We start from the raw sequence: 26,816 nt of genomic DNA on the forward strand, positions 1-26,816 counted from the left end.
TTGCCTGGCGGCCATAGCGAAGTGGAACCACCTGACTCCATTCCGAACTCAGACGTGAAACGCTTCCGCGCCGATGGTAGTGTGGGGATTCCCCATGTGAGAGTAGGTCACTGCCAGGCTCCTATCCTAATCCCTCGTCCTTACGGACGGGGGATTTTTTATTGCCTGTTATTTGGTGTTTCTACTGCTGACTCTTGCGGATAGCTTCAAGGGCGCCCGTTGGGTTCCCGGCGCCTTGTTCAGCGCTGGCAAGGTCGAGCCAAACTTGGGCTGACGGTGCAAGCTCAGCGGCACGTTTTAAGGCACGTTGGGCAAGCGTGAAATCCTTCACTTCAAGTGCCAGCTGACCGAGAGCATGAAGCATTAAGGCATTGTCAGCATTGCGCTTTAAGCCGTCTTGCAAGTAATCTCGGAGCGACTGATCGGCAGCAATCAATTGCCCTTGAATTAACTCGCCTAACTCAAGTTCACCGCGTTTTAACCCCCGCGCTGCGACCTTGCCGGCAACCTCATTTAGGCCAAAACGTTTGAGTGCACCGATATAGGCTTTACGGACGGGGCCTTGGCGACGGAGATCTTTACTGAGGCCGTCCCAGTAATTTTTCAGGTCGTCTTTACGGTTCGCACCAACTTGCAGCATCACTTCTTTATAAGCTCGCTCAGTCAGCTCGGCGACGTCGCTGCTGGTGTAAGTGGTGTAGTCAGCCAAACGCGGCAGGATCTCGATAAGCGGACGCCATTGATGATGTTCAATATAGCTGCGCGCCGCCATCCGCAGGAGTTGAGGATGATGCGGGTATTGCTCCAATAATTTTTTGAGCTGCTGCATTTTGCCAGGACTCAACTCGGCCTGGGCGTTCAGATCAAGCAACACACTTGCAAGTTGTAACTGTTCGGCTTGGCCACCTTTAGCGAGCCAGTCCTTTGCCGCTTTATGATCGCTGACTTGGCCAGCGCTATAGGCCGCGAGTAAGGCATTGGTGCTGGCTTTGTTCAGCTGCCAGGCGCGAGCGAAAGCTTTGTGGGCGGCGTTATAATCCTGCGTGAGTAAGGCTTCAAGAGCGCTCGTTTGAGCTTGTTCAGCTTTGCTTTGCCGACGTCGGCCAAACCATTTAATGCCCCATGAGGTGCCCCGCACCAGCGCCGCGATACCTTGCCCTAGTTTTAATAAAATGAAGCTCACCAGCACCAGTAAAATAACCGCCGCGACCAAACTTAATTCGATACTTGTTTGGCCAAAGGCAATCAGAACATAACCCGTGTTGCCCGACCAAAACGGCCCGATAATAAGCCCGGCAACGATCAATAAGACAATAGATAAAGCCAGCTTCATGGTGTCTCTCCCGCCGCATCATTTAACAGTTTTTCGGCTAATCGAGCGACTAAAGCAGGGCTTTGCAAGCTATCAGGGTAGCTTGCTTGCAAAGTTAAATCGGTTAATGCGTTCAGTTGCGATGCCAGCGTTGTGACGCGAGTATCGTCTATCCCATCGAGTTGAGCGACCAACTCGGTTGCTTCATTTAAACTCAGCACATAAAGCGTCTGATCACCACTTAGCGCGGCTTGTTGGGCCAACTGGAGTTGCAATAAAAGACGTTGCTCCGCCAGCAAAGTGAAGCTGTGCGAGAGCAGTGGTTCAACCGGCTGTTCGTGTGTTTGGATCCGAATAAACTGGTCACTGAGTGCGAGCGCAGAGCGTTTTAAGTTGCTCAGCCAGTCATCCCCAAGGTCACGCTCAACCGGCTTAGCAAATGACGACTGCGGCGTTTGAGTCCAATCAATTTCGCTCACCAAGCTGCGTAAGCTCGCAAGGCTCAGTGCGGCATCCAAGTGTTGCGCAGCAGGTAAGGCGCGGAGGGTCTGGATATCGTTCTGTAGGGCTTGGCGCGCCGTCAAATGAGCTGGATTATTTAACTGCGCAAGCTGGTCATGAGCAAGTTGCAGCAGTTGTTGGGCTGCTTCAGGTTCGCCTTCGACCCATAGTTTAACCGTCGCTCTTTGGGTAAATTGATGTGCTTCGATAATCCGCCAGTTGGCCTGGGCAGATAAATCAAGCAGGCCAATTTCAGTTTGCAGTGCCGCGAGCGCTTGTTGGGTTGCGCGAAGTTCTTGGTAAAGCTGCGCCTGACTTTGTTGCATCGCATCAACTGTTGCATAGCGCGCTTGGTCCGCATTAAGTTGCGACAGCTGCTGTTGCAAACCATTCACACGTTGATCGAGTTGCTCAAGTTTGGCCGTGACCGGGGTTTCAGTAGCTGCGGCAGTGGGTTCATCTTGGAGGAGCTTTTGGAAGCTTGGCCAAACATAAAAATAGGCAGCAGCGATAGCCCCGGCAATCACTAGCAGGATGAAGAGCCCGGCAAACCAACGGCCTGTGCGCGAGGACTCGACAGGAGCTTCGGTGGTGTCCGTTTCAGTTGCTTCAGGAGTGTGCTTTGCCTTCGCCATATTGCTTCCTCTGTACCTGTTGCCATGCCTCAATCAGCGCATGGGGAGTTGCACTGCCAGCGACCGTTGCTCGGCTTTGCAAACCGACCGGCAGTAATGCTTGTAATCTGTCACTTGCCACAATCCATTGGCATCGCTGTAACCAGCTTAGTCCGTCAGCAGGGATAGCGGCAAGAAAATAGCCCAGTTGTTCTGCACTACTGACCATAATGCAATCAACTTCGGCTTGCCAGTTTTGAATCATATCGCTGCCCAGTTGCGTGGGCATCCGGCGATACACGTCAAGGTAATGCACTTTGGCACCCCGCGCTCTGAGGGTGTCGGCAAGAAGCTCACGGCCGCGCTCACCGCGCACAATAAGCCACTCCTGTCCTTTCACATTTTGCAGTGGTTTTAAGCGAAGTAAACCCTCACTATTATGCTCTGAGAGAGGACAGGTGACCGGCCCCTGCACGATTTCAGCGATAGCTCGTGCGCTTGTTGGGCCAACACTAAACCAGTTCATCTTGGGTAAGTGGAGGCCCAGTTGTTGTTGACTTTTCGCCAAAAAGTGCGCCGCATTCACACTGACCATAATGCCGCTGGTAAATGGGATCTCGAGCAATTGTTCGAGCTGCTCAACAGCCGTGTCACTCGGTTCGACGCTTACCATAGAGTGCTGCAACACCTGCGCGCCATGTTGCTGTAACCGATCCAGCAAGGGCTCGGCTTGGTCGGCTGGACGTAATATCAGGGTTGCTTTGCTCATCTAGCAGCGCCGTTAAGAATGTAGTTCATTTTGCGCGTAGACATCCCGCAAAATCACATCAGCACCGCGCTCTAGCAAATACTCCGCGAGTTCGATACCCAGTTGTTCCGCCTCATCGCGATGACCACTGATCTCCCCTTCAAGAATCTCGTTGCCATCTGGGCGACCGACTAAGCCACGCAGGTGCAATTGATCCCCTTTGAGTTCAGCATAAGCCCCGATTGGAACTTGGCAGCCACCTTGTAAGCGCCGATTCATCGCACGTTCGGCTAACACGCAGCTGCGACTGTCAGGACAGATAAGGGTATCGAGTAGTGCTTTGGTTTCGGCATCATCACTGCGACATTCGATCCCCAGCACCCCTTGACCATTTGCCGGCAGACAAATATCGACCGGAATCCGCTGTTTGATGCGCCCTTGTAAATCCAACCGAATCAAACCGGATGCGGCGAGAATAATGGCATCATATTCACCGTCATCGAGTTTCCGTAACCGGGTTTGCACATTGCCGCGTAAGTCATGAATCACTAAGTGCGGATAGCGCGCCAAGAGCTGACACTTGCGGCGTAAACTGCAGGTCCCGACAATTGCACCTTCCGGTAACTCATCAAGGGTATTGTATTGGTTCGAAACAAACGCATCGCGCGGGTCTTCGCGTTCGCAAATGCCATATAATTCGAGCCCATCTGGAAACTCAACCGGCAAGTCCTTCATCGAGTGCACGGCTAAATCGGCACGGCCCTCGAGCATCGCCACCTCGAGCTCTTTCACGAACAACCCTTTACCGCCAATTTTAGCGAGCGGCGTATCTAAAATGACATCGCCACGAGTACTCATCGGCAACAGCTCAACCGTTAAACCGGGGTGCGCTTGCTCGAGCCGAGCTTGGATATGCTCCGCTTGCCACATGGCCAGCATGCTCTTGCGGGTGGCAATCCGTAACAGCTTTTTCATTATTAGGCTCCTGGCGCCAAGTTTAGTGGTTCACCTGCTTGTTTCTCGCCGGCTTCGTTGAGCAGCGCCCAGAGTTCCACCCCAGTGCGGTTATCGATCCAAGCGCCATCGCGGTATTCGAAATGGTGCCCATTAAATTTGGTCGCGACCCAAAGTTGCATCAGAGGAGGCTGCTTATTGATCACCATTTTGGTGTTATTCGGGAAGGTCAATTCAAGAATATCGCCACCGGACTCTGTATCGATATCGACGCCACAATTTTCGACCGCTTCTTCAATTGCTAAAATCGTGTTCTCGGCCAATTCATGGTACTCATGTTCTTGCATAGCAACTCCTAATAATGACATTTGTTCGCAGCGATGCGATGATAAGCGCATATCCGCACTTGGTGCACTTACGCTTGCATATCCACGCTTGCATACATAGGTACAGTTTAACGATGTTTCAACAGAATGTAATGCGAATCGCTGTTTTAATCGCCGCATTAGCGCTATTTGGCTGTGGTCAAAAGGGACCACTGCAACCTCCGGCCGAGCCAGTTGAGCAACAACAGCCAGAGGACGCCCCAGAATCATGAATTTTGCCAAAATGCATGGCTTAGGAAATGACTTTATGGTGCTCGATGGCGTCACCCATAATGTTTACATCAATCCTGAGCAAATTCGTGGCTGGGCAGACCGTCATCGTGGCGTTGGTTTTGATCAAATGCTGGTGATTGAACCACCCTATGACCCCGATTTGGATTTTCATTACCGGATTTTTAATGCCGATGGCAGCGAAGTTGCTCAATGTGGTAACGGTGCGCGCTGTTTGGCAATATTCGCCAAGCGCAAAGGGCTAACCAATAAGAATCACATTAAGGTCAGCACGAAGGCGGGCAAAATGACCCTGCACGTTGAGCGCGATGGACGGGTGACGGTTGAAATGGGGGTACCTCAATTTGCCCCAGATCAGATCCCGTTTCGGGCGAATAAAGAAGAGCAAACTTATTTGTTGCGCGAAAACGACCAAACCTTAATGTTTGCGGCTATGAGCCTTGGCAATCCGCATTGTGTGCTTGAGGTCGACAGCATCGCCAGCGCAAGCGTTGCTGAGACGGGCGCCCTCCTCGCGACCCATGAGCGCTTTCCGGAAGGAGTGAATGTTGGCTTTGTCGAATATCTCGACCGTAGTCATATTAAACTACGGGTGTATGAGCGTGGCGTCGGCGAAACCTTAGCCTGTGGCAGCGGTGCATGTGCAGCAGCGGTGCTTGGCATGCGCCAAGGTAAATTAGATGAGCAAGTCGAAGTCGAGCTGCCAGGCGGTAAATTGACCATTCGCTGGCAACCGGGGCAGACGGTGCGGATGACAGGTCCAGTAGAATATGTGTTTGATGGATATTTAAAACATGAGCGATGAATCAGCAAAAGTCTTAACCGATGCCAAAGTCGATGATGCCTTAATTGCCGAATATCTGGCCGAGAACCCAGATTTTTTTGAGCACCATCCGCAGCTTTTACAACAAATGCGCTTGCGCCATTCAGCCCAAGGGGCGGTGAGCTTAGTGGAGCGACAGCAGCAAATTTTGCGCGATCGGGTGCGTCAGCTTGAAGAAGAAATCACCGACTTAATGGTGACTGCGCGCCGCAACGAAGAGCTATTTAAATGCTACAACGCACTATACAGTGCGCTGCTCGATTGTGGCTCGGTCAGCGCAGTGATGGATACGATCCAAGCGACCTTTGCCGAGCAATTACAGATGCCTGCGGTGACCTTGAAGTTCTTTGATAGCCCCTTGCCATTAGCCGAGCAATACAGCTTTACCGCAGATACCCACAAGCAGTTATTGAGTAAACGCTTCAAAGATAGCCGGATTTATTTAGGTCGCTTGAGTCAAGAAGAGCAGCGCTTACTGTTCCCTGATCAGGCTGTCGCATCGGTCGCTTTACTGTTACTCGGAAAAGACGGCGAGTTAGGAATGCTGGCGATTGGGAATCACGATCCAAGCCACTTTGATCCGGCTATGGATTCGCTCTTGATTACCCAACTGCAAGCCCTGTTAAGCCACCTATTGCCCACCTTGATGGCCCATGAAGCTGGTTGAGGCACTGCCCAAGTTTATTCATCATCTCGCCGGCGAGCGCGGGCTCGCCGAGCACACCCTGAATAGTTATCAACGTATTTTAAGCGAAGACATCGCAACGTTTGCCGAGCAGCACATTACTGATGTTGAACAGGTGCAGTTAGAGCAAATGGAGCGCTTATTTGTTTCGTGGCGTCGCCGTAACCTGGGTGATGCCTCGCTGGCACTGCGGCTAGCCGCTTGGCGGACGTTTGCCAGCTATTGGTTGCGGCAAGGTTGGAGTCACGATAATCCGGCAACCGCGATCAAAGCCCCTCGCAAAGCGAAGCGACTGCCGAAAAACCTCGATGTGGATAGTATTAGTCAATTACTTCAGTTACCCACAGATGACCCGCTAGCGATTCGTGATGCCGCCATGATGGAGCTGCTTTATTCTAGTGGCTTACGCTTGGCGGAGTTGGTGCAACTCGAGGTGGATAGTTTTAACAGTCGTCACCGAGAGTTACGGGTGATCGGTAAAGGCAATAAAATGCGTATCGTTCCATACGGTCGGTATGCCGCAGAGGCGATTGAGCGCTGGCTACCGATACGGGCACAGTGGCTCGGCAGCCGACTAGATGAATTAGCCTTATTTATCAGCCAGCGAGGCCAGCGCATCAGCCCGCGCACAGTACAGCAACGGCTAAATCATTGGGGCAAACTGCAAGGGTTAAATGGCAATTTGCATCCGCATAAGTTGCGTCACAGCTTCGCGTCGCACCTGCTGGAATCAAGTGGCGATTTGCGTGCTGTGCAAGAATTATTGGGCCATGCCAATTTGAGTACCACGCAAGTGTATACCCATCTTGATTTTCAGCATCTGGCCAAGGTTTATGACAGCGCCCATCCGCGCGCTCGGAAGAAGAAATGAGTCTACGTTTGTATCGACGCTGGCGCCCGATTCGCGCCGTGAGTTTTGATTTAGATGACACCCTTTATGACAACGTGCCGGTGATGCGACGCGCGGAACAGGCGGTGCATGCCTATTTAGTCGAGCACTTCCCGCAAACCGCACACTGGACGATTGCTGATTGGTCTGCGCGGCGCAGTGCGATTATGGATCGTGATGCGGAGCTTGCCAGTGACATGAGTGCCCTGCGCGTTGCAACCGTCGCTGAAGGTCTGCGTGAGGTGGGTGTTGCCAATGCCGAGCGCGAAGCCGAAGCGGTCCTTGCGGAGTTTTTACGCCATCGTAACGCCGTCGAAATTCATCCATCGACGTTTGCCGCGCTGGATAAATTGAGTCGTCACCTTCCGCTATATGCCTTAAGTAACGGTAATGTCAGTATTCCTGAAATTGGCTTAAGTCGTTACTTTAAAAAGACTTGGCAGCCGCAAACAGGGCGCCTCGGTAAACCTCATCTGGACATGTTCCATGAAGCACAAGCTGAGCAACCCGAGCTATTGCCACATGAATGGCTGCATGTTGGTGATAGCCCTACTGCAGATATCCTCGGTGCACAGCGCGCCGGCTGGCAAAGTGCTTGGTTTAGTGGTGGCCTATACCAACACCATGACTTACAAATCTTACCGACCTTAAGCTACGATCATTTGAGTGAATTGGTTGACTGGATACTGGTTGCATATACAGTGCCCGACCAGTAAACTTGCCTTATATATCAAAACACCCACAGCTTTAACGCGTAGCGAGATTCTATGGATACCCAGCACCCGCTTTTGGCCAGCCTTAACCCGAAACAGCAACAAGCCGTTGGCGCTGACGAGCGGAATATGCTGGTGTTGGCGGGCGCCGGGAGTGGTAAAACTCGGGTGTTAGTGCATCGTATCGCTTACTTATTGCAGCATGAGCAGCTCTCGCCGTTTAGTATTCTTGCGGTAACCTTTACCAATAAAGCCGCCGCCGAGATGCGTGGACGGATTGAGCAGCTGATCGGCAGTTCCACTCGAGCGATGTGGATCGGGACCTTCCACGGTCTTGCCCACCGTTTATTGCGGGCACATTACCTTGAAGTGGGTTTACCGCAGAGTTTTCAGATCCTCGATAGCGATGATCAGTTGCGCATGGTAAAGCGCATCATCAAAGACATGAACCTTGATGAAAAGCGCTGGCCGCCTAAGCAAGCCATGTGGTACATCAATGCCAAGAAAGACGAAGGCCTGCGCCCTCATCACATCGATGGCTATGACCTGACCGAACAAACTCTCAAAGCGATTTATGATGCCTATCAAGTGGCGTGTGATCGGGCTGGTCTCGTTGATTTCGCCGAATTACTTTTGCGTGCCTACGAACTGCTACGGAATAACCGCTTTGTTCGTGAGCATTACCAACGGCGCTTCCGCCATATCTTGGTGGACGAATTCCAAGATACCAACGCCATCCAGTATGCCTGGATCAAATTACTCAGTGGTGTCGGAGTGCCTGATGTTGACCCAGCCGATCGCAACTATGTCACCATAGTGGGTGACGATGACCAGTCGATTTATGGCTGGCGCGGCGCTCGGGTCGAGAATATTCAGCAGTTTATTAAAGACTACGATGATGTGCTGACCATCCGTTTGGAGCAGAACTATCGCTCGACCGACGTCATTTTGCGCGCCGCCAACCAAGTCATTGCCAACAACAATGACCGGCTCGGTAAAGAGCTCTGGACCGAGGCGGACGGTGGTGAGCTGATTGACCTTTACACCGCCTTCAACGAACTCGATGAAGCGCGCTATATCGCTGGGCAAATCGAGCGCTGGCACGAACACGGTAATGCCTTGCAAGATGTCGCGATTCTTTATCGCAGCAACGCCCAATCGCGAGTACTGGAAGAAGCTATGCTGCATGCGCGTATTCCGTATCGTATTTATGGCGGTTTGCGCTTCTTTGATCGGCAAGAGGTAAAAGATGCGCTGGCGTATTTGCGCTTAATTTCAAACCGCGATGATGATGCCGCCTTTGAGCGTGCCCATAACACCCCAGCGCGTGGCATTGGCAACACCACCTTGCAGAAAATCCGCGATCATGCCCGCAACGAGCAGATTTCGCTGTGGCAAAGTGCCAAGCAGCTGATTCAAGATAAAGTCTTAAATGGTCGCGCCAGTAACGCAGTCCAAGCCTTTCTTGATCTCATTACTGGGCTTGAGGATGAAACCAGCGAATACTCGCTTGGGCGTCAAACCGATACCGTGATCAAGCGCAGCGGTTTGATGGCCATGTATGAATCCGAGAAGGGTGAAAAAGCTCAAACCCGAGTGGAAAACTTAAAAGAATTAGTCAGTGCCTGTGACAACTTCGACAGTTTTGATGACCACGAGGAAGATCTGCCGCCATTACAAGCCTTCCTCGCTCATGCCGCGTTGGAATCAGGCGAGACCCAAGCCGACCAGCACCAAGATGCCGTACAGATGATGACGCTACACAGTGCTAAAGGGCTGGAATTCCCGCTGGTATTTATGACTGGGGTTGAAGAAGGCATGTTCCCGTCGCAACAATCGATGGATGAGGCCGGTCGGTTAGAAGAAGAACGCCGCTTGGCTTATGTGGGTATGACCCGCGCTATGCAAAAGCTAGTGATTACCTATGCCGAACAGCGCCGCGTCTATGGGCAAGATATGTTGCATCGTGCCAGTCGGTTTATTGGCGAGATGCCCTCAGATGCCCTCAACCCAATTCGGATGGGCCGAGTGGCCCGCAGTAGTGAAAATAGCCAACCGGCGATGGGCCGCTTTCATAGTGGGGCAAGCCACGAGACCTTCCAGCAGACCGGGTTCTCGCTTGGGCAGCGGGTTAGACACGTCAAATTTGGCGAGGGCACCGTGCTGAACTACGAAGGCAGCGGACCGCAAAGCCGCATCCAGGTCAACTTCGACGAGGTCGGAGCGAAATGGCTGGTGGTCGCTTACGCTCGTTTAGAGCGCTGCTGAAACACCAGGTTATCGATCACATAAAGCGCCAAGGCACACCAGATCATTGCAAAGGTCACCAACTTATCGAGCGCCAGGGGCTCGTTATAAAGCCAAATCGCTAAGATAAACATCAGGCTTGGACCGATGTATTGGAAGAAACCAAGAGTGGCATAGCGCAGCCGTTGTGCCGCCGCGGTAAAGCATAACAAAGGCGCGGTAGTGATCACCCCAGCAGCGACCAGCAAGGTGTTCAGTTGCCAGCTGTTTAAACTCAAATCAATCGCTTCTGGGCGCGCGAAAAAGGCGATATAGACCAGCACTAGCGGCATGAGCAACATGGTTTCAAGCCAGAGCCCAGTCAGCGAGTCGACCGGTAAGCGCTTACGAATTGCACCATAGGTCGCAAAGCTGGCGGCTAAGGTGAGGGCAATCCAGGGCACTGAACCGAAAGTTACGATTTGAATCACCACCCCTGTGACCGCCAGGCCAATCGCCACCACCTGCAATTTGCGCATGCGCTCTTGGAAAAACACCATCCCAATCGCAACGTTTAGCAGCGGATTAATGTAATAACCCAAACTAGCATCCAAAATACGGTCGTTATTCACCGCCCAAATAAACAAAAACCAGTTCCCCGCGAGCAGTATCGTCGCCAGCGCAAGGCGTAACATGAAAGCGCGATTGGTTAAAATCGGTTTAAGTCGGTCGAGTCGCTTTAAGCCGAACATCAACGCGAAGACTAAGAAAAAAGCCCAAAAAATACGATGACCGAGGATCTCAAGCGGTGGAATCGCTTGCAGCAATTTAAAATAGACAGGTGCGATGCCCCAAATACTGTAGGCCAGAATCGCAAAAATCACCCCTTGCTTGGTGCGGGTTGCAGCGTCTGTCATAACCATCCTCAGTCAGAAAAGTGCCAATAGGCAGGGATAAAATCGCGCATTTCACCCCATCAGGGTAGTGCATTGGACGCGGGATGCATACAATAGAGGCAATTCTTTTTAGGTGCAATTCGGAGTGTGATTTTTGCCACCAACAGCCTTGTCAGAAGTGCTTGCCAAAGTCTTTGGTTATACCGAGTTTAGAGCCGGTCAAGCCGAGGTCATTGCCGCCGTGCAAGCAGGCCGTGACGCGCTAGTGCTGATGCCCACTGGGGGCGGAAAATCACTGTGTTATCAATTGCCAGCGATTGCCAGCGACGGCTTGACCGTGGTGGTATCGCCCTTGATCTCGCTGATGCAAGACCAAGTCGAAGCCTTGCAAGCCATGGGCGTTGCCGCTGCTGCACTGCACAATGGGCTGGCGCCTGAGCAAGCCCAGCAAACTATGGCAGAGCTTGCCCAGCATCGTATTCGATTACTCTATGTCAGCCCAGAGCGAGCCATGCAACCCTACTTCGTCCGCCAGTTGCAAAGCTGGCCGGTGGCATTGGTGGCGATTGATGAAGCCCATTGTATCTCGCAATGGGGACATGATTTTCGACCGGATTATGGGCAACTGGGTAGCCTGCGCGAAAGTCTGCCACAAGTGCCTTTTATGGCACTGACCGCTACCGCTGATTTAGCCACCGAAGCGGATATCAGCCAGCGCCTGCATTTACATGATCCGGTTGTGTATAAAGGTTCGTTCGATCGCCCCAATATTCGCTATGTAGTCGAAGAAAAATATAAACCCCAAAAGCAATTGCGCGATTATATTGCCAAGCAAAAAGGCGCCTCGGGGATAGTCTATTGTGGTTCGCGCAAACGCGTGGATGAACTGAGCGAACGTTTGCAAAAGGATGGCTTACGTGCTGCTGGCTACCATGCCGGAATGGAGCCTGGTGCGCGAGAGCAGGTGCTCCGGGGGTTTGTCCGTGATGATATCGATGTGGTGGTCGCCACCGTTGCCTTTGGTATGGGCATTAATAAGCCCAACGTGCGTTTTGTCGTGCATTAGGATATCCCCCGCAGCATCGAGGCCTACTATCAAGAGACGGGTCGGGCCGGACGTGATGGCTTGCCCGCCGAAGCGGTCTTGCTGTATGACCCAGCCGATGCCGGTTGGATTCGAAGCGTGATCATGGACCACCCCGACCCAGAGCGAGGCAAAGTCGAACAACATAAATTTGCCGCCATGCAGGCGCTCGGTGAAGCGCAAACCTGTCGCCGCTTGGTGCTACTGAATTACTTTAATGAATATCGTAATGAAGCTTGTGGCAACTGTGATATTTGCTTGGATCCACCGCGCCAATTTGACGGCACGGTCGCGGCCCAGAAGGTGCTCAGTTGCGTCTATCGGGTCGGTCAGCGCTTCGGCACCAACCATGTGATTGATGTGCTGCGCGGCTCTAAATCCACCAAGCTGACCGATCTCGGCCACGACAAACTATCCACCTATGGGCTCGGCAAAGAGCACTCCCATGAATACTGGCTGAGCATCATTCGGCAGCTGATTCATCGCGGGATGTTGATTCAAAACATTGCCCAATATGGGGTATTGCAGCTGACCGAAGCTGCGCGCCCGGTGTTAAAAGGCGAGATTGAACTGCAGCTGGCTGAACCGCGCATCAATACGGTGATGAAGAAGCCCCGCGTGGCAGACCGCAGCGACTACGATAAAGTCTTGTTCCGGCGCCTGCGCAAGCTGCGTAAATCGATTGCCGATGCCGAAGAAGTCCCGCCCTTTGTGGTCTTTAACGATACCAGCCTAGTTGAAATGGCGATCGAATACCCCACCACGCACCAAGCCTTCCTCGAAATCACCGGCGTCGGCCAGAAAAAACTCGAGCGCTACGGCGACGAATTTATCGCCGCCATCACTTCATACCTCGATGCCGATGTTGAGCCGATGGGGGTGTTTTAACATCTTTTAAACTTCGCTAAACGCTTTTAAGTTAATTGTGCTATAATTGCACTATTAATGGAGGTTTCTTTTGATTAAATATATTAAAATCAGCGTCTTATTCATCTTTAAACCCGTTCATTAACCTGTTCAATTTAGTTCGAAGGAGGTGTTTATGCGGAGAAAATTACTGCAGTTTTTATCGCTGCAACCTGCTTCGGCGTCTCAGTTAGCAAGTGAGCTCGAAGAAAGTCGTGCGACGCTCACTCGTCATTTGAAGGCAATGACAGGTGAAGTGATACAGGTCGGCCGTCACCGTGGAGCCAAGTGGTTTAGATTGCGGTATAGCAGCAATAATGGTGCGGGAGGTTGGCCGATTTATCGTGTTTCGGCAGACGGCGAAGTTGAGCACTTTGCTGATATTTATGCTGTATATCCTGACGATAACTACCTCGTAAACTACCTGATTGACTATCCAGATGATTATTTAATATTTGATTCTTTGCCTTGGTGGATGACTGATATGCGACCACAAGGGTTTCTTGGACGCAAACTTGCAGAGAGTCAACAAGTTAGAGCATTTCAGCTAGATCTTGATCCCGACCGCTGGTCAGAAGACCAAGTGCTGCGAGTTCTTACGAATATTCCTCACGACACCGTAGGTAATTTATTGTTAGGCGATCGCGCCTATCAGCATTGGTTGCATACTGAAGCGCGAAGCTATCAGCGCAGCGATCTTGAGCAGTTAGTTTATGATGTCGTACATGGAGAGAGTTGGCACTCAACTCCTGGTGGCGAGCATGCCAAATTGTCAATTACCCTTGAAGGTGTCCCCTCAATTATAAAGTTTTCAGCGCCCCTTGATGGCAATCAAACTGCGACACGATGGGCTGACTTGTTGCATTGTGAGGCTCTAGCGAGCGAAGTTTTAAACCAATTTGAGGGAAATCTTGCAGCAAGGAATATCAGCTTTGTCGAACAAAATAGAGCATATCTGATGTCACAAAGGTTTGATCGCATCGGTTCACTGGGGCGAATTGGAGTCGTTTCTCTGAAAGCGCTCGATGCCGAATTCTGTGGCTTAGGTCGGGCGGACTATCCCCAACTACTCGAAGCGTTAACGTATTCGAGCGGAACATTAACTGAGCAGGCTTACCGTAAGGGCATGATCGCATTCACCTTTGGTACTTTAATTGGTAACAACGACATGCACTTTGGAAATTTGTCTGCGTTGCATGAAGGTTCGCGACCACTAGAGTTAGCGCCAATCTACGATTGCTTGCCTATGGCATATGCACCGCGCAGAGATGGAAGCTTGTTGAATGAGCCGTTGGTATTTGATATCGCAGCGCCTCGAGTGACTCGCATGTATTGGCAGGTTGGCTACGAACTTGCGCAGGAATTCTGGCAAGCTGTCATCAAACATCCGCAAATTAGTGACGACTTTAAAGCGCTCGCACGGCAAAATCATGAACGTGTGCTGGCGCTCAAACCAATTATTGAGCGCATGGCGTGACAGGTTATTTATCGATTTACTATTGCACCTTCTTCCATATCAAGTACCCTCGTAGATGTTGCTAAAAAGTTAAGCGGCATAAACGTATAATCGAGAATACTACCATGGCAGGTGACCCGAAAACTCTGAACTACTACAGCGCGCATGCTGAGGATATCTTTAACCGCTACGAGCAGGTCAGTGGTGGGGTCAGTGATTTCTTTGCGGCAAGTTTCCCAACTGGGGCGCGAGTTTTGGATATTGGTGCCGGCTCGGGGCGTGATTTGCGCCGTTTACTGGAGCTTGGTTATAACGCTTATGGGGTCGAACCCACCGATGCGTTACGCGAGCGTGCCATAGCAACCTACCCAATTTTAAAGGGTCGTTTTGAGAAAGGCACTTTACCAGACAGTATTCCCTTCTATGGTGGCTTTGATGGCATTCTTTGTTCTGCCGTATTAATGCACCTACCGAGCAATCAGCATTTCGATGCATTGGTTGCGATGCGAAACTTACTCAACGACCACGGCCGCTTATTGATTTCTATTCCTGCCGAACGACCGGATATTGAGGATAATCGCGATACTGCCGGGCGGCTGTTTGAGACGATTCCCCCAGAACAATTAAAGCTGCTGTGTCAGCGTTTAGGGCTTGAGTGCATTGATGAATTTAATAACGATGATGCCATGGGGCGGCAGGGAACGCGCTGGGCGACTTTGTTGTTCGTCAAACGCAGCAAGCTTGGCCAGCCACTCGATCGAATTGAGTCGGTGCTCCGCAACGATAAAAAAGTTGCGACGTATAAATTAGCTTTATTACGAGCGCTCTGTGACCTTTCCGAGCGTGACGAACGCGCTGTGAGCTGGCGCCAGAATCAACGCATTGGCATTCCAATTCAACATATTGCCGAGTGCTGGTTGCAGTATTACTGGCCTTTGGTTGCTTCACCGCAAATACTGCCGCAAATTCAAAGTGAAGCGAAAGGCGGTAAGCCGATAAAGTTTCGTGCAAGTCTGAGCGCGCTTATTCGCGCCGCGCAACAGCATTATGGCGTGATTCATGAACCCGAGCTATTGAGTCTATTTATGTTGCAATGGCGTCGTGGGCAGTTGCCAGATGAGCTGATGAATTTGACGCAAAAGACGCTACGAAGCATTGCTACTGCGATTAAAGATGGTCCGATAAAATATGCAGATGACGGCACCATGTTTGCTTATGACAAGGCTTCCAAACAGGTGCTCATTGATGCCGAGTTATGGCGCGAATTTTGCCTAACAGGCTATTGGGTTCGTGATTCACTGCTATTGCGTTGGGCTGAACTCGTTGAACGATTTGCACACAAACATCTACCAGCCGTTAGCCAAGGCATTGTAATGGAATTACTGCTGCAGCAAACAAAGGTCGGTCGTGAGCAAAGTTTCGCGCGCAAATTGTATTTGCAAAAATCTGATCTCCGCTGCGTTTGGACCGAGCAGCCGCTCCCCGCTCGGGCTATGGACGTTGATCATGCGTTGCCATTTGCGCTTTGGCATAACAATGATTTGTGGAATTTGCAGCCCGCCGCAAAGCGAGTCAACAATCAAAAACGTGATGGCGTTCCGCAGCCGAGCTTATTGCGGGCTCGTCGTGATGCGCTAATTGAAAATTGGGACTATGTCAGAGAGCAGGAACCGACTTTGTTCGCGCACGAAGTACAACGCACGCTCGGTGCATTTTCACCAAGTCGTTGGCAAGACGATCTGTTTAACCATATGAAACTCAAAGCCGAGCAAGCCATTTACTCGCGCGGAGCGGTGGCGTGGGAGCCAAGATCCTAGCCTTTATCCCCAACAAAATACCCCGCATCTCCCCAAACTAAATGCGCGTTATCCATCATCAGTTGAATCACCACCGGCATTAATTCGCCGAGCAGGCGCGTGGCATCGCGCAGCTGGTCACGGTTCCAACTGCCATTCCAGGTGGCGCCGCCATGAATCAGTTGGTTTCGCAGGGTGTAGAGGCGATCCATCACAATCGACCAGACGGTTACGACATCTTGCTTGGCAAGGGCGCGCTTGGCGACTTCTTTGGCTTGTTCAAACGATTCCTGCCAGCAATCTGGCTCGCGTTTGCCGATTTCGCAGTCCCAGAAAGGTTGGTAAACATATTGGTTATCGAGCAGACTGCGAACGGTACTCGAGTATTGGCCCCAAATAATATTATAAAGTTTGCGTTCGTCATCGAGGCCGACGAGACGTTCGAAAAAAGTCGTGTAAAGGTCACGGGTTTTGTCACGACTGATGGCATCGTATTCATTAGCATAGGCGGCGTTAAAACTTATCCACAAGAAAATGAATTCAGCATCGCTATCGCCTTCATCGAGCGCCTGGCCTCGCTCTTGCTCTGCTCGAGCCAACCAGCTAATCGCCCGATGCACCCGCAAACTCAGGCCTGCTCCCCAATTATCGCGATGGGCGCGTTGGAATTCTTTCAGTTTTGTCGCTTCGCTCATGTCACATCCTTTGTGCTTGCTTACATGGTATTACCATCCCTCAGTCAGCAAAGTTCGTCAAGCGCGACACTAAATGTCGCCCCTATTTGTTAAGGTTTCTAATGTTGCTACGGCAACAGTCACAGCGCCGATTTACCACAACTTGCGGGCGCTTTTTAAATTCAGCTAAACAGTGAGGCTACCATGAAAGTACCTTTTAATTACGACCCTAAAACGGCATCTATTGCTTATTTAAAACGGGTTTATGTCCGAGATACCCCGAAGCGAATCACTATTTGTGCCATGTTGGGGTCTACTTATACTGAAACTATAGATATGCAGGATGAAATAGCAGATCTGCTTGGTCCTGATCGTGACGACACCGTGCGTCGCGCAATTAAAAAAGATTACGGAACGCCGCCTCATCTATTGTACGGTGAGGTAAAGGCTTATATGTTGGTGATTCAACGAGTTGTAATTGCTACCTATGATGCGCGCGGTGAGTTCATGATGACTGCGCCGATTGAGCCGCTGTACCCGGTCGAGTGCTCGGCAGAAATAGATGGCAAGTTTGTGCAAATACTCCAATCAAAGGAAGACCAAGGAGGCAAGGATGAGTAACTCGCGAGGCAGCAATAAAGAAGCTGTGATTCGTTGTGTTTACTATTTGCTGGCCCTTTACGAAGGGCCTCGAACCATAACCAATCTACTCGAAGTCATCGCCGAGAACGACTTAAAAGAAGTTTCGCGGCGCACCGTGCAACGTGAAATGAAAGCGCTTGATGGTCATTTTGGCGTGTATCGAGATGAGTATTCCATCGATACCTGGAGGATGGATCAAACGGATTTTGAACGGATGCTCGAGATGCAAGATTCGGTGGCACTGGCATTGGTGGTCGCCGAGCGCCATCTTGATCATATTGGTCCTGATAGTGTGATTGAACCTGCGCGTAAGCTGTTTGCGCGGGCCAAGCGGCAGTTGCAGGCGCGTGATACACCCGCAGCAAAATGGCTGCAGCGCGTAGTAGTTGAATCCGCTTCTCATCGGTTGCAAGCCCCACAAATTAATAAACGCCTGCATGAGTTTGTGCTCGACACGGCCTTGCGCCAAGTGGTGATCATGCTCGATTACCGCCGCCACAAAGGCAAGCCGCCTGAACCGTTAACGGTGACCTCGTTAAGTATGTTCTATAGAGGTAACGTTCCGTATTTGATTTGTCGAGATCATAGCGACGATCGTATTCGACAATTGCCATTGTCACGGATTGATAACGTGCGTGAATCGATTGTCAGTGCGGCACGGGTGCAAGATTTTGATCTTGATGCTTATGCTGCAACAGGGGCGTTGGCGTTCCGCTTTGGTGAGCCATTTCGATTACAGCTCGAGGTATTCCAGTCGGTTCGGCGTGAAATTGAAGATGCGCCGCTTGGTCAAAATCAGTATCTCGGTGAGATTCCTGGGCGCCCCGATTTAATGTTGGTCGAAGTGACGGTACCCTACACCCTGAATTTGGTGCAGTGGTTGATGGCGCGTGCACCTTACTTAAAAGTACTGGGGCCAGCTGATTTTCGTGAGAGCTTTTATGAAGAGCTGCGGCGCGGTCTGGCGAACGGCGCACATGACCATGTCGAGGTGCCTAAAGAGCGGTCGTTTTAGACCGCTCGGGCAAAATAGAACTGCCACAGCTCTTGCAGTACCGGTACAATCGACAGCACCAGAATAAGGCCCATGCTGATATTGAACGCTCGGTGCAAAAAGTGACTTTTAAGTAGGTTGCGAAGCAGCCGGCCGAACACCAACCAAATCCCAACGCAAGGGAACGCCATCAGCAAGAATGCGAGGGTAATGGCGAGTACTTCAAACACGGCACTACCGGTGACTGTGGTATACGCAGCAACCGCTCCAGTTGCCATCATCCAAGCTTTGCCATTAACCCACTGAAACAAAGTTGCTTGCCAGAAGGTAAAGGGTTTGCGGTGACCTTTTTCAATCGCTTTCGGTTCAGCGGACGCAATTTGCCATGCCAACCAAAGCAAATAGGCAACCCCAAGCACCTTAATCAGCTGATGCAGATTGGGGAAGTACTCAAATACCGCCCCAAAACCAAGCCCCACTAACAGCACCATCAACGGAAATCCGAGGCAAATACCAAGATAGTGAGGCAGGCTGGCTTTAATGCCGTAATTCACTCCCGACGACATGATCATCACGTTATTTGGCCCCGGCGTGATGGTCGTGCTGAACGCAAAGAATAATACGGCAATAAAGATATCCATGGGGCACCTCGGTGAAATTGAACAGGCTAACCATACACCTGAAAAGCCGTCCCAAACAAGCTATAGTAGGTGGGTCATTTGTAAGATGGGAATTACCATGCGTCAGCTCATTACTGCTTTGTTATTCTGTTTGACCATGCCCAGCATGGCGCAACCTGCAGAGCCTCTGCGGGAACCGCTTGAAATTGGGGTGCGGGTGAGTCCGCCCTTTGTGATCAAAGAGGGCCCAGCCTTGTATTCTGGGTTAACCATTGAGTTGTTCGAGCATATTGCCGCTCAAAATGGTTTGGATTATCGCTACCACGAGGTGGATGATATTGGTGAGCTATTCGACCGGGTCAGCACGGGCGACTATGCCATGGGCTTGGGAGCACTCTCGGTCACGGCAGACCGTGAAGCTCAGGTCGATTTTACCCAACCGTTTTACAATGCAGGTCTTGCCATCGCAGTACCGAATCGCGGCGAGTCGAATTGGTGGTATGTGCTCAAACGCTTTGTCAGCCTCGAGTTTTTGAGTGTGATGCTGGCGCTATTTGCGATTTTGCTGTTGGCGGGATGGGCGCTGTGGCTATTCGAGCGACGCCGCAACAGCGAACAGTTCAGTGAAGCTTACGGTCGTGGCATCGGTGCTGGCTTTTGGTGGGCAGCGGTCACCATGACCACCGTCGGCTATGGCGATAAATCACCGATTACACTTGGTGGACGGATTGTGTCGTTTATTTGGATGTTCACTAGCGTGATTATTATTTCAAGCTTTACCGCCTCGATTACCTCATCACTGACCGTAGGGCAATTAAGCCATAAGGTCGAGGGGCCGCGGGACTTACCGAATGTGCGTGTTGCAAGTGTCCCCAATTCATATAGCGCGACGTGGTTGGCACGGGAAAATATTGGCTATCAACAGCAGCAAAGTCTGTTTGCTGCGCTCACTCAAGTTGATAGCGGCCGAGCGGACGCGGTGGTTTATGATGCGCCGCTGTTGCAGTATCAGATTCGCCAACAGAACCTTGACTTAACGGTGCTTGAGAAGCGCTTTGCGCCGCAGGACTATGCCCTTGCGCTACCGCAGGGCAGTGCCATGCGCGAGCAACTGAATCGGGAACTCTTGCGCTATATCCGCACCGCTGAGTGGCGAGCATTGGTAAATCAATACTTGGGTGAAGAACTTTAATTGGACACTAAGCTGAGCAACCAAGGGCCGAGAATCAGCAGGTTGCTCACGCCTAAGTTAACCAAGGCAAAAAACACCGCGGCAGAGGCGACATCTTTAGCCTTGCCGCTTAACTCATGACGCTCTGGACCGATTCGGTCAATGGCTGCTTCGATTCCTGAATTCAAAAGCTCAACCATGAGTAAGATCAGCACCGCAGCAATTAAGACCACCCGTTCAACGGTGGTGATCGGAGCAATACAGGCGATAATAACTAACACCGCCCCGAGTATCATGTCTTGCCGAAATGCGGCTTCTGATTGCCAGGCAAGGCGGATGCCTCGCAGCGAATTACGCGTCGCTGAAATAATGCGCTTAACGCCTGTTTCACCGGGTTTCATGCTGTGTCCTTATGCGTCACTTGCCACCACTAAGCGGCGTTGTTCGGGTATCCCCATAGACAACACGTAAGGCGTTGGAGTTTCTTGCCGCGTAACAAAATCTGCTTTATCGCGCAGGCCCAGCCAGTTCTCGGCAATCATGGTTTGCGCAACGGCTCCGCCAAGACCCGCTCCTGGGCCCAGTAAAATGACGTGATCCGGCGCGAATTCTTTCAGTGCGACCGTAATTGCGCGACTAAAATCGTAGGTTTCCGTGACTTGATGACCAAGGGTATAGTGTTTGAGTGCCGCGGCATCACTCGCACTGGTCGGCCAAATCTTACCGCGACCATCCACTAGTGGAATCTCAGGCGCTTTAAAGAGGACTTCCGGCCAATGCTGCAGCGCTTGTTGTGACGCTTCGGCCATAAGCTGGGTATGAAATGCTGCGTGACCGTGCAGCAATAAAGGAAAACGCTCGTCCACAGGTGGGAGCGCCGCCATCGCCGCCTGACAGGCCGCTTCGGTGCCGGCCAATACCGCGTATCCACCGTATTGAATCGACATCTGCAAGTCGCCACCGTGCTGCTTGATTTGCGCTTGGACCGCGCCGATGTAGTCAGGGTGTGGGCGCCAGTCGGCATCAACTAGTGGGTAAATAAACTGTGCACCGGCGCCACCGGCCGTGCGCTGTGCCATGTCGGTTACAATTCGAATGGCGGTGTCACTATCCCAGCTTTGTGCGCACGCCATGGCGGTATACCATCCCATCGAATTCCCCGTGATGGCAACGATCTCATATTGCTCCCGATCTATCGCCATAAAGTCGCTATAACCAGCACCATAAATTAAGGTCGCGGCATTATCTGGGTGTTGATGTACGCGTGTTTTAAATAGCGGTGCTTGGTCTAACTCGGTTAAAGTTGGGCACCCTAAACTTTCACGAACAGTATCGATATTGGCGATAAAATTGCGAATATTTGCATTATTTTCGCCGATATTCGCATAAATACTGCCAAGTTCAGGTTTGTTATAGGTGCCACGTCCAGGGCATACCACAAGTGCAGTTTTCTTCATCCCTCGGCTCCTTCTATCATGTGCTTGGCGGCCACTGTGATGGCTGCTGCCGAAGGCAAGGTTAAGTAGGCGGCTTTCCCTAGCGGGATAAAGCTATCGTCCGCAGTAAGGCGCTGCACTTGGAATTGATCTGGATAATTTTCGTGCAAGCTTGTGAATAACTCTTCACTTAACGAGCCGCGGCGGCGACATTCATCCACAATCAGTACTTTTTTTACCCCGTTAAACTGAGCAACCAGCTTATCGGTGTGCAGCGGCACTAAGCAGCGGATATCCAATATTCGTACTTTGTGCCCTTGTTCGCGCAGTTGCTGTTCGGCTTGGCGACTTAAGTAATAGCCATTGCCGTAGGTCACAATCACCAGATCTTCCGTCGCATTATGCGCACTAAAAACCTCAGGTTCGCCGAGCTCTGGAATAGGCTCATCAGGGTGTGGATAGTCAAATAACCAGCCGTTATCGCCTTCGCTGACCAGATCGCGCGTCATATACAAGGCAATCGGCTCGAGCATCACCACCACGCGTTGCTGGCGCTCGGCCAGCTCGATCGCTTGGCGCATGAGTAACGCGCCATTGCGACCATGCGATGGGCACAACACAATCACGCCGGGGATATCACGGAAGACCGCAAACGAGTTATCGTTATGGAAGTGTCCGCCAAAACCTTTTTGATAAGCAAGGCCAGCAATGCGGATCACCATAGGGTTGGTATATTGACCATTAGAGAAGAAGCTTAAGGTGGCCGCTTCCCCACGAATTTGGTCTTCGGCGTTATGCACATAGGCCAAGAATTGAATCTCAGGCACTGGCAATAAACCTTGCTGCGCCATGCCGATAGCTAGGCCCAAAATACTTTGCTCATCAAGCAAGGTATTCAGTACTCGGTTGGGTCCAAATCCTTCAAACAAATGCTGGGTTACCCCATAGACCCCACCTTTTTTCGCGACATCCTCACCGAACATGACCATCTGGCTGTGCTTCGCCATTAAGTCATGGAGCGCCCAATTTAACATTTTAGCCAGATGCTGGGGCTTATTGCGGTTGTGTTTATCAAACTGAAAAATCGCCTCACGGGTTGGCTCGGGTACGGCTTGGGGGGCAGGTTTTGGATTTGCCGGTGGCACAATCGATGCCATCACCTGCGTCGCCTCGGTGAGCTTAGGTCGACTCGCCGCCACAGCGGCAATGCGAGCGATCCGCTGCTGTTGGCTGGTGACATAATCGAGCAAGCCGGGTGCGTCAAAAATATCTCGCTGAAGCAGGGCTGCCGCACTATGCAACACAGGGTCTTGCTCCGCTTCTTGGGCAATCGCTTCTTTGCGCCGATACGAGCTTTCAACATCCGCTCCAGCATGTCCGAACAGGCGAATGGTACGCAGATGTAATACTGCGGGTTTGCGCTTTTCTCGGACATAGTCGGCAGCGGCTTTCGCGGTTAAATAGGTTTCGGTCAGGTTGGTGCCGTCGGCTTGAAAGTACTTTAACGCTGGGCGTTGTTGTAATTGCTGTTGAATCCAACCTTTCGGGGTATGGGTCGAAATTCCCAGGCCATTATCTTCACACACTAATAGCAACGGCATCGGAATGTTTTGATATGCGGTCCAACTCGCTGCATTAAGCGCACCGACGGTGGTGGAGTGGTTCGCTGAGGCATCGCCAAAGCTTGCCATAGCAATCGCATCGTGCGGCCAATTGCCCTGATGATGCAGGCGTTTACTCAAGCCAATTGCAAATGCTGCGCCCATGGATTTCGGTAGATGGGAACCAATGGTGCTGGTTTGTGGTGGAATATTGAGTGCTAAGCTACCCAGCACTTTATGTCGACCGGCGGCAATGGGGTCTTCGCTACTGGCGGCAAAACTTAACAGCATGTCGTAAAGCGGCGTCGAGCCGGGCACTTGCTTGGCGCGTTGGATAAAAAAGGCGCCACTGCGGTAGTGCAAAAAGGCCGGGTCGGTTGGTCTTAAAGCTTTAGCTACTGCGGCATTACTCTCATGCCCGGCACTGCCGATGGTATAAAAACTCTGCCCCTGAGCCTGCATCAGACGGGACTGCAAATCGAGTAAACGACTGCTGAGTTGGGTATCAAAAAGTTCGAGTAGCTCAGCGTCGCTAAGGACGCCCCCGGCAAGCCCCGGGGGAAGACGTTGTTGTTCAATCCGCTGGATAAACTCCACCAGCCATGGATGCATTGAGGCAGCCATATCACCCTCCTTGAAGGTGCGCCGAAGCGCTGCTGGTTAACTAAAAGCCTGCAACCCAGTTTGGGCACGCCCAAGAATCAAGGCATGGATATCATGGGTGCCTTCGTAGGTGTTGACCGCCTCGAGGTTCATTACGTGGCGAATCACATGATATTCATCGGCAATACCGTTACCGCCATGCATATCACGCGCGATTCGAGCAATATCAAGTGCCTTACCACAGCTGTTACGTTTGATCAGAGAGATTGTTTCAGGTGGCAGTCGACCTGCGTCCATCTCACGCCCCGCTTGCAAGCAGCCAAGTAGGCCTAGGCTAATTTCAGTTTGCATATCGGCGAGTTTCTTTTGCACCAACTGAGTCGCCGCCAGGGGGCGGTCGAACTGGTGCCGATCGAGCGTGTATTGGCGCGCAGCATGCCAGCAGAACTCAGCCGCACCAAGTGCGCCCCATGCGATGCCATAACGGGCTTTATTCAAGCAACCAAATGGACCTTTTAAGCCTTTGACGTTGGGTAACAAGGCATCTTCTGGCACTTCGACGTTGTCCATTACAATTTCGCCGGTGATGGATGCCCGCAGCGAGAATTTGCCTTCAATTTTTGGCGCCGATAAGCCCTTCATCCCCTTTTCAAGGATAAAGCCGCGAATTTCTCCGTCGAGTTTCGCCCAAACCACAAACACGTCCGCAATCGGTGAGTTAGTGATCCACATTTTGCTGCCTTTAAGCACATATCCACCGTCGACTTTTTTGGCGGTGGTGCGCATTCCAGCAGGATCAGAGCCCGCATCAGGTTCGGTTAGACCAAAGCAACCGACCCATTCGCCACTGGCGAGTTTGGGTAGGTATTTTTCGCGCTGGGCTTCAGTGCCGTATTCGTGGATTGGGTGCATCACCAAACTTGATTGCACACTCATGGCGCTGCGGTAACCACTGTCCACGCGCTCTACTTCGCGCGCAATCAAGCCGTAGCAGACATAGTTCACACCGGCACAGCCATATTTTTCAGGTAGGGTTGCACCAAGCAGACCGAGTTCACCCAGTTCATTCATGATCTCACGATCAAAGCGCTCATCACGGTTGGCAGTGAGCACCCGCGGCATCAGTTTTTCTTGACAGTAACTATGGGCGGCATCACGGATCATGCGCTCTTCTTCCGTGAGCATCCCGTTTAATTGAAATGGATCTTGCCAGTCAAAGCTTGGACGAGACATATAAACCTCAATGTGGTGTTTTTATTGTAATAATGAATATAAACCACATTAATAGAAATAATTGGAAAGTTAAATAGCCTGACCCTAGTCGGCGACTAAGGTCATGCAGTCAACTGGACACACAGGTATACAGGCTGGCTCATCGTAAAAGCCTTCGCACTCAGTGCATTTAGCGGTATCTACAACATAATGTTCTTTGCCCATCGAAATGGCTTCGTTAGGACATTCGGGGACGCATAAATCACAATTAATACAATCACTATCAATGACCACTGGCATGGGCAACCTCCTGAATGGCAATTGCGGGCGCATGGCGCTGCAACTGAACGAGCATGGCAAAGCCTTCGTCTTCAGGCTTTAACGGCTCGGGTAAATTAATTTGCACCACATGGCCGGAGCCAGGTGCGCGTTTCATCGCTTGACCGTTGTCGTCGTGCATACCGGTCAATTGAAATTCAATATTCCCTGAGGGCTTCATCAGCAACAGGGTATCGCCGACGCAAAAGGCATTTTTGACATCAATCTGGGCGCGGATACTTTGCGCTTGGCGCACTTCGCCGACCAGTAACTGCTCGCCTAAGCTGTGGCTGGTGTCGTAGTTTTGCGTTTCGCTGGGAATGTGCCGGCGCAAGAAGCCTTCGGTAAAGCCACGGTTCGCCATCCCGGATAATTCATCGAGTAAGGCTGGGTTGAAGGGTTTGCCGGCCACTGCATCATCAATGGCTTGGCGATAGATTTGTGCGGTTCGGGCAACATAATAGGGCGATTTGGTTCGACCTTCGATTTTCAACGAGTGCACGCCAATTTCAGCCAGTGCCGGCACATGCACAATACCGCGCAGGTCTTTGGAGTTCATAATATAGGTGCCATGGATGTCTTCATCCATCAGCATGTATTCACCCGGACGTTGTGGCTCTTCGAGCAGCACGGGTCGATCGATGGGCTGAAATTGACCGACGTCATCCTCTTGCGCATCAGAGACCCGATAAGGCCAGCGACAGGCATTGGTACAAGCGCCTTGGTTTGGGTCGCGTTTATTGAAATAACCCGATAGTAAGCAGCGTCCAGAGTAGGCCATACACAAGGCGCCATGGACAAACACTTCGAGTTCAATTTCTGGGCAGCGCTCACGAATTTCGGCGATTTCTTTCACATCGAGTTCGCGCGACAAAATGATTCGGCTAATGCCCTGCTGATGCCAAAACTTAACTGCCGCCCAGTTCACTGTATTGGCTTGCACACTCAAGTGTAAGGCCTGCTGCGGGAAGTGCTCACGAAGCAGCATGACAATCCCGGGGTCGGACACAATCAAGGCATCAGGCCCGAGTGCAACCAGCGGCTTCATATCTTCAATAAAGGTCGTCAACTTTGAGTTATGCGGGGCGATATTCACCACCACATAAAACTTTTTGCCTTTGGCATGGGCTTCGGCAATGCCGATGGCTAAGTTGGCTAAGTCAAACTCGTTATTGCGGACCCGCAAGCTATAACGCGGCTGTCCGGCATAAACGGCATCGGCGCCATAAGCAAAGGCTAAGCGCATGGCTTTTAGGCTACCTGCCGGCGAGAGAAGTTCTGGGCTAAAGGTCATGCTGTGCTACCCTGTGCGAGAATTTGATGTT

25 protein-coding genes, 1 rRNA gene and 1 pseudogene are annotated in these 26,816 nt (G+C 51.5%); 13 read left to right on the forward strand and 14 right to left on the reverse strand.

The genetic code is table 11. The features are described 5' to 3' along the window. Positions 1-3 precede the first annotated feature (3 nt). Positions 4-119: ribosomal RNA gene (gene rrf / locus CWI83_RS06735) — 5S ribosomal RNA — on the forward strand. A gap of 62 nt (positions 120-181) precedes the next feature. Here rrf and CWI83_RS06740 read toward each other — a convergent pair. Genes CWI83_RS06740 through cyaY form a run of 5 tightly spaced genes read right to left on the reverse strand, consistent with a single transcriptional unit; the run spans position 182 to position 4,476 of the window. Beyond that, positions 182-1,333, reverse strand: coding sequence for a heme biosynthesis HemY N-terminal domain-containing protein (locus CWI83_RS06740; RefSeq protein WP_126827438.1), 1,152 nt, complete (start codon positions 1,331-1,333; stop codon positions 182-184). Beyond that, positions 1,330-2,448 carry a uroporphyrinogen-III C-methyltransferase gene (locus CWI83_RS06745; RefSeq protein ID WP_126827440.1) on the reverse strand — a complete coding sequence of 373 codons (1,119 nt, stop codon included), beginning with the start codon at positions 2,446-2,448 and terminating at the stop codon, positions 1,330-1,332. Before CWI83_RS06745 ends, CWI83_RS06740 begins: the two co-directional genes overlap by 4 nt. Next, the gene (locus tag CWI83_RS06750) at positions 2,423-3,196 is read right to left on the reverse strand and encodes a uroporphyrinogen-III synthase (RefSeq protein ID WP_126827442.1); all 774 of its coding nucleotides are present in this window, start codon (positions 3,194-3,196) and stop codon (positions 2,423-2,425) included. Before CWI83_RS06750 ends, CWI83_RS06745 begins: the two co-directional genes overlap by 26 nt. A 12-nt stretch (positions 3,197-3,208) precedes the next feature. After that, entirely contained in the window at positions 3,209-4,150 is a 942-nt protein-coding gene (gene hemC, locus CWI83_RS06755; RefSeq protein ID WP_126827444.1) for a hydroxymethylbilane synthase, read from the reverse strand. 2 nt (positions 4,151-4,152) lie between these two features. Beyond that, entirely contained in the window at positions 4,153-4,476 is a 324-nt protein-coding gene (gene cyaY, locus CWI83_RS06760; protein ID WP_126827446.1) for an iron donor protein CyaY, read from the reverse strand. Positions 4,477-4,607: 131 nt separating this feature from the next. Between cyaY and lptM the strand changes: the two genes are divergently transcribed. The 6 genes from lptM to uvrD are packed head-to-tail and all read left to right on the forward strand — an operon-like array spanning position 4,608 to position 10,124. Continuing rightward, a complete protein-coding gene (gene lptM, locus CWI83_RS06765; protein WP_241969902.1) occupies positions 4,608-4,727 on the forward strand; it encodes an LPS translocon maturation chaperone LptM in 120 nt (39 codons plus the stop codon). Next, positions 4,724-5,551, forward strand: a complete 828-nt coding sequence (dapF, locus tag CWI83_RS06770; protein WP_133306996.1) for a diaminopimelate epimerase — start codon at positions 4,724-4,726, stop codon at positions 5,549-5,551. The genes lptM and dapF overlap by 4 nt, the downstream gene beginning before the upstream one ends. Next, entirely contained in the window at positions 5,541-6,236 is a 696-nt protein-coding gene (locus CWI83_RS06775; protein WP_126827452.1) for a DUF484 family protein, read from the forward strand. The genes dapF and CWI83_RS06775 overlap by 11 nt, the downstream gene beginning before the upstream one ends. Further along, positions 6,223-7,125, forward strand: coding sequence for a tyrosine recombinase XerC (xerC, locus tag CWI83_RS06780; RefSeq protein WP_126827454.1), 903 nt, complete (start codon positions 6,223-6,225; stop codon positions 7,123-7,125). The genes CWI83_RS06775 and xerC overlap by 14 nt, the downstream gene beginning before the upstream one ends. Further along, the gene (locus tag CWI83_RS06785) at positions 7,122-7,859 is read left to right on the forward strand and encodes an HAD-IA family hydrolase (RefSeq protein WP_126827456.1); all 738 of its coding nucleotides are present in this window, start codon (positions 7,122-7,124) and stop codon (positions 7,857-7,859) included. The genes xerC and CWI83_RS06785 overlap by 4 nt, the downstream gene beginning before the upstream one ends. A gap of 51 nt (positions 7,860-7,910) precedes the next feature. After that, positions 7,911-10,124, forward strand: a complete 2,214-nt coding sequence (uvrD, locus tag CWI83_RS06790; protein WP_126827458.1) for a DNA helicase II — start codon at positions 7,911-7,913, stop codon at positions 10,122-10,124. On the opposite strand, the gene rarD is transcribed toward uvrD, so the two are convergent. After that, positions 10,100-10,999, reverse strand: coding sequence for an EamA family transporter RarD (rarD, locus tag CWI83_RS06795; protein ID WP_126827460.1), 900 nt, complete (start codon positions 10,997-10,999; stop codon positions 10,100-10,102). The two genes, uvrD and rarD, sit on opposite strands and share 25 nt — an antisense overlap. 133 nt (positions 11,000-11,132) lie before the next feature. Between rarD and recQ the strand changes: the two are divergent. The 3 genes and pseudogenes from recQ to CWI83_RS06810 all read left to right on the forward strand — a co-directional run bounded on the left by recQ (position 11,133) and on the right by CWI83_RS06810 (position 16,241). Further along, a pseudogene (recQ, locus tag CWI83_RS06800) lies at positions 11,133-12,950 on the forward strand (DNA helicase RecQ). A gap of 154 nt (positions 12,951-13,104) precedes the next feature. Further along, a complete protein-coding gene (locus CWI83_RS06805) occupies positions 13,105-14,445 on the forward strand; it encodes a HipA domain-containing protein (protein ID WP_126827888.1) in 1,341 nt (446 codons plus the stop codon). Positions 14,446-14,549: 104 nt separating this feature from the next. Beyond that, positions 14,550-16,241 (forward strand): methyltransferase domain-containing protein, encoded by a 1,692-nt coding sequence (locus CWI83_RS06810; protein WP_126827462.1) that lies wholly within the window; start codon positions 14,550-14,552, stop codon positions 16,239-16,241. Here CWI83_RS06810 and CWI83_RS06815 read toward each other — a convergent pair. Continuing rightward, entirely contained in the window at positions 16,238-16,915 is a 678-nt protein-coding gene (locus CWI83_RS06815) for a HEPN domain-containing protein (RefSeq protein ID WP_126827464.1), read from the reverse strand. The two genes, CWI83_RS06810 and CWI83_RS06815, sit on opposite strands and share 4 nt — an antisense overlap. 183 nt (positions 16,916-17,098) lie before the next feature. Here CWI83_RS06815 and CWI83_RS06820 point away from each other — a divergent pair, with 183 nt between their 5' ends. Together CWI83_RS06820 and CWI83_RS06825 are read left to right on the forward strand one after the other, a co-directional pair. Continuing rightward, positions 17,099-17,515, forward strand: coding sequence for a hypothetical protein (locus tag CWI83_RS06820; RefSeq protein WP_126827466.1), 417 nt, complete (start codon positions 17,099-17,101; stop codon positions 17,513-17,515). After that, positions 17,508-18,551, forward strand: coding sequence for a helix-turn-helix transcriptional regulator (locus CWI83_RS06825; RefSeq protein ID WP_157980376.1), 1,044 nt, complete (start codon positions 17,508-17,510; stop codon positions 18,549-18,551). Before CWI83_RS06820 ends, CWI83_RS06825 begins: the two co-directional genes overlap by 8 nt. Here the strand turns inward: CWI83_RS06825 and CWI83_RS06830 are convergent. Next, on the reverse strand, positions 18,548-19,171 hold the full coding sequence (locus tag CWI83_RS06830) for a LysE family translocator (protein WP_126827470.1): 624 nt from the start codon (positions 19,169-19,171) through the stop codon (positions 18,548-18,550). The two genes, CWI83_RS06825 and CWI83_RS06830, sit on opposite strands and share 4 nt — an antisense overlap. A gap of 97 nt (positions 19,172-19,268) precedes the next feature. Between CWI83_RS06830 and CWI83_RS06835 the strand changes: the two genes are divergently transcribed. After that, entirely contained in the window at positions 19,269-20,342 is a 1,074-nt protein-coding gene (locus CWI83_RS06835) for a transporter substrate-binding domain-containing protein (protein ID WP_157980377.1), read from the forward strand. On the opposite strand, the gene CWI83_RS06840 is transcribed toward CWI83_RS06835, so the two are convergent. From CWI83_RS06840 to trhP, 6 genes are all read right to left on the reverse strand, one after another. Further along, a complete protein-coding gene (locus tag CWI83_RS06840; RefSeq protein WP_126827474.1) occupies positions 20,339-20,722 on the reverse strand; it encodes a diacylglycerol kinase in 384 nt (127 codons plus the stop codon). The two genes, CWI83_RS06835 and CWI83_RS06840, sit on opposite strands and share 4 nt — an antisense overlap. 9 nt (positions 20,723-20,731) lie before the next feature. After that, positions 20,732-21,778, reverse strand: coding sequence for an ACP S-malonyltransferase (locus CWI83_RS06845; protein WP_126827475.1), 1,047 nt, complete (start codon positions 21,776-21,778; stop codon positions 20,732-20,734). Next, positions 21,775-23,982, reverse strand: a complete 2,208-nt coding sequence (locus tag CWI83_RS06850) for a thiamine pyrophosphate-dependent enzyme (RefSeq protein WP_126827477.1) — start codon at positions 23,980-23,982, stop codon at positions 21,775-21,777. The genes CWI83_RS06845 and CWI83_RS06850 overlap by 4 nt, the downstream gene beginning before the upstream one ends. A 36-nt stretch (positions 23,983-24,018) precedes the next feature. After that, positions 24,019-25,194: an acyl-CoA dehydrogenase gene (locus tag CWI83_RS06855; protein WP_126827479.1), complete on the reverse strand. Its 1,176-nt coding sequence runs from the start codon at positions 25,192-25,194 to the stop codon at positions 24,019-24,021. An 84-nt stretch (positions 25,195-25,278) separates the two neighbouring features. Beyond that, a complete protein-coding gene (locus CWI83_RS06860; RefSeq protein WP_126827481.1) occupies positions 25,279-25,473 on the reverse strand; it encodes a YfhL family 4Fe-4S dicluster ferredoxin in 195 nt (64 codons plus the stop codon). Further along, complete coding sequence (gene trhP / locus CWI83_RS06865; RefSeq protein ID WP_126827483.1) at positions 25,457-26,785, reverse strand: prephenate-dependent tRNA uridine(34) hydroxylase TrhP; 1,329 nt, start codon at positions 26,783-26,785, stop codon at positions 25,457-25,459. Before trhP ends, CWI83_RS06860 begins: the two co-directional genes overlap by 17 nt. Positions 26,786-26,816 lie beyond the last annotated feature (31 nt).

The organism is Pseudidiomarina taiwanensis, assembly GCF_003987435.1.
GTDB classification, from domain to species: domain Bacteria; phylum Pseudomonadota; class Gammaproteobacteria; order Enterobacterales; family Alteromonadaceae; genus Pseudidiomarina; species Pseudidiomarina taiwanensis.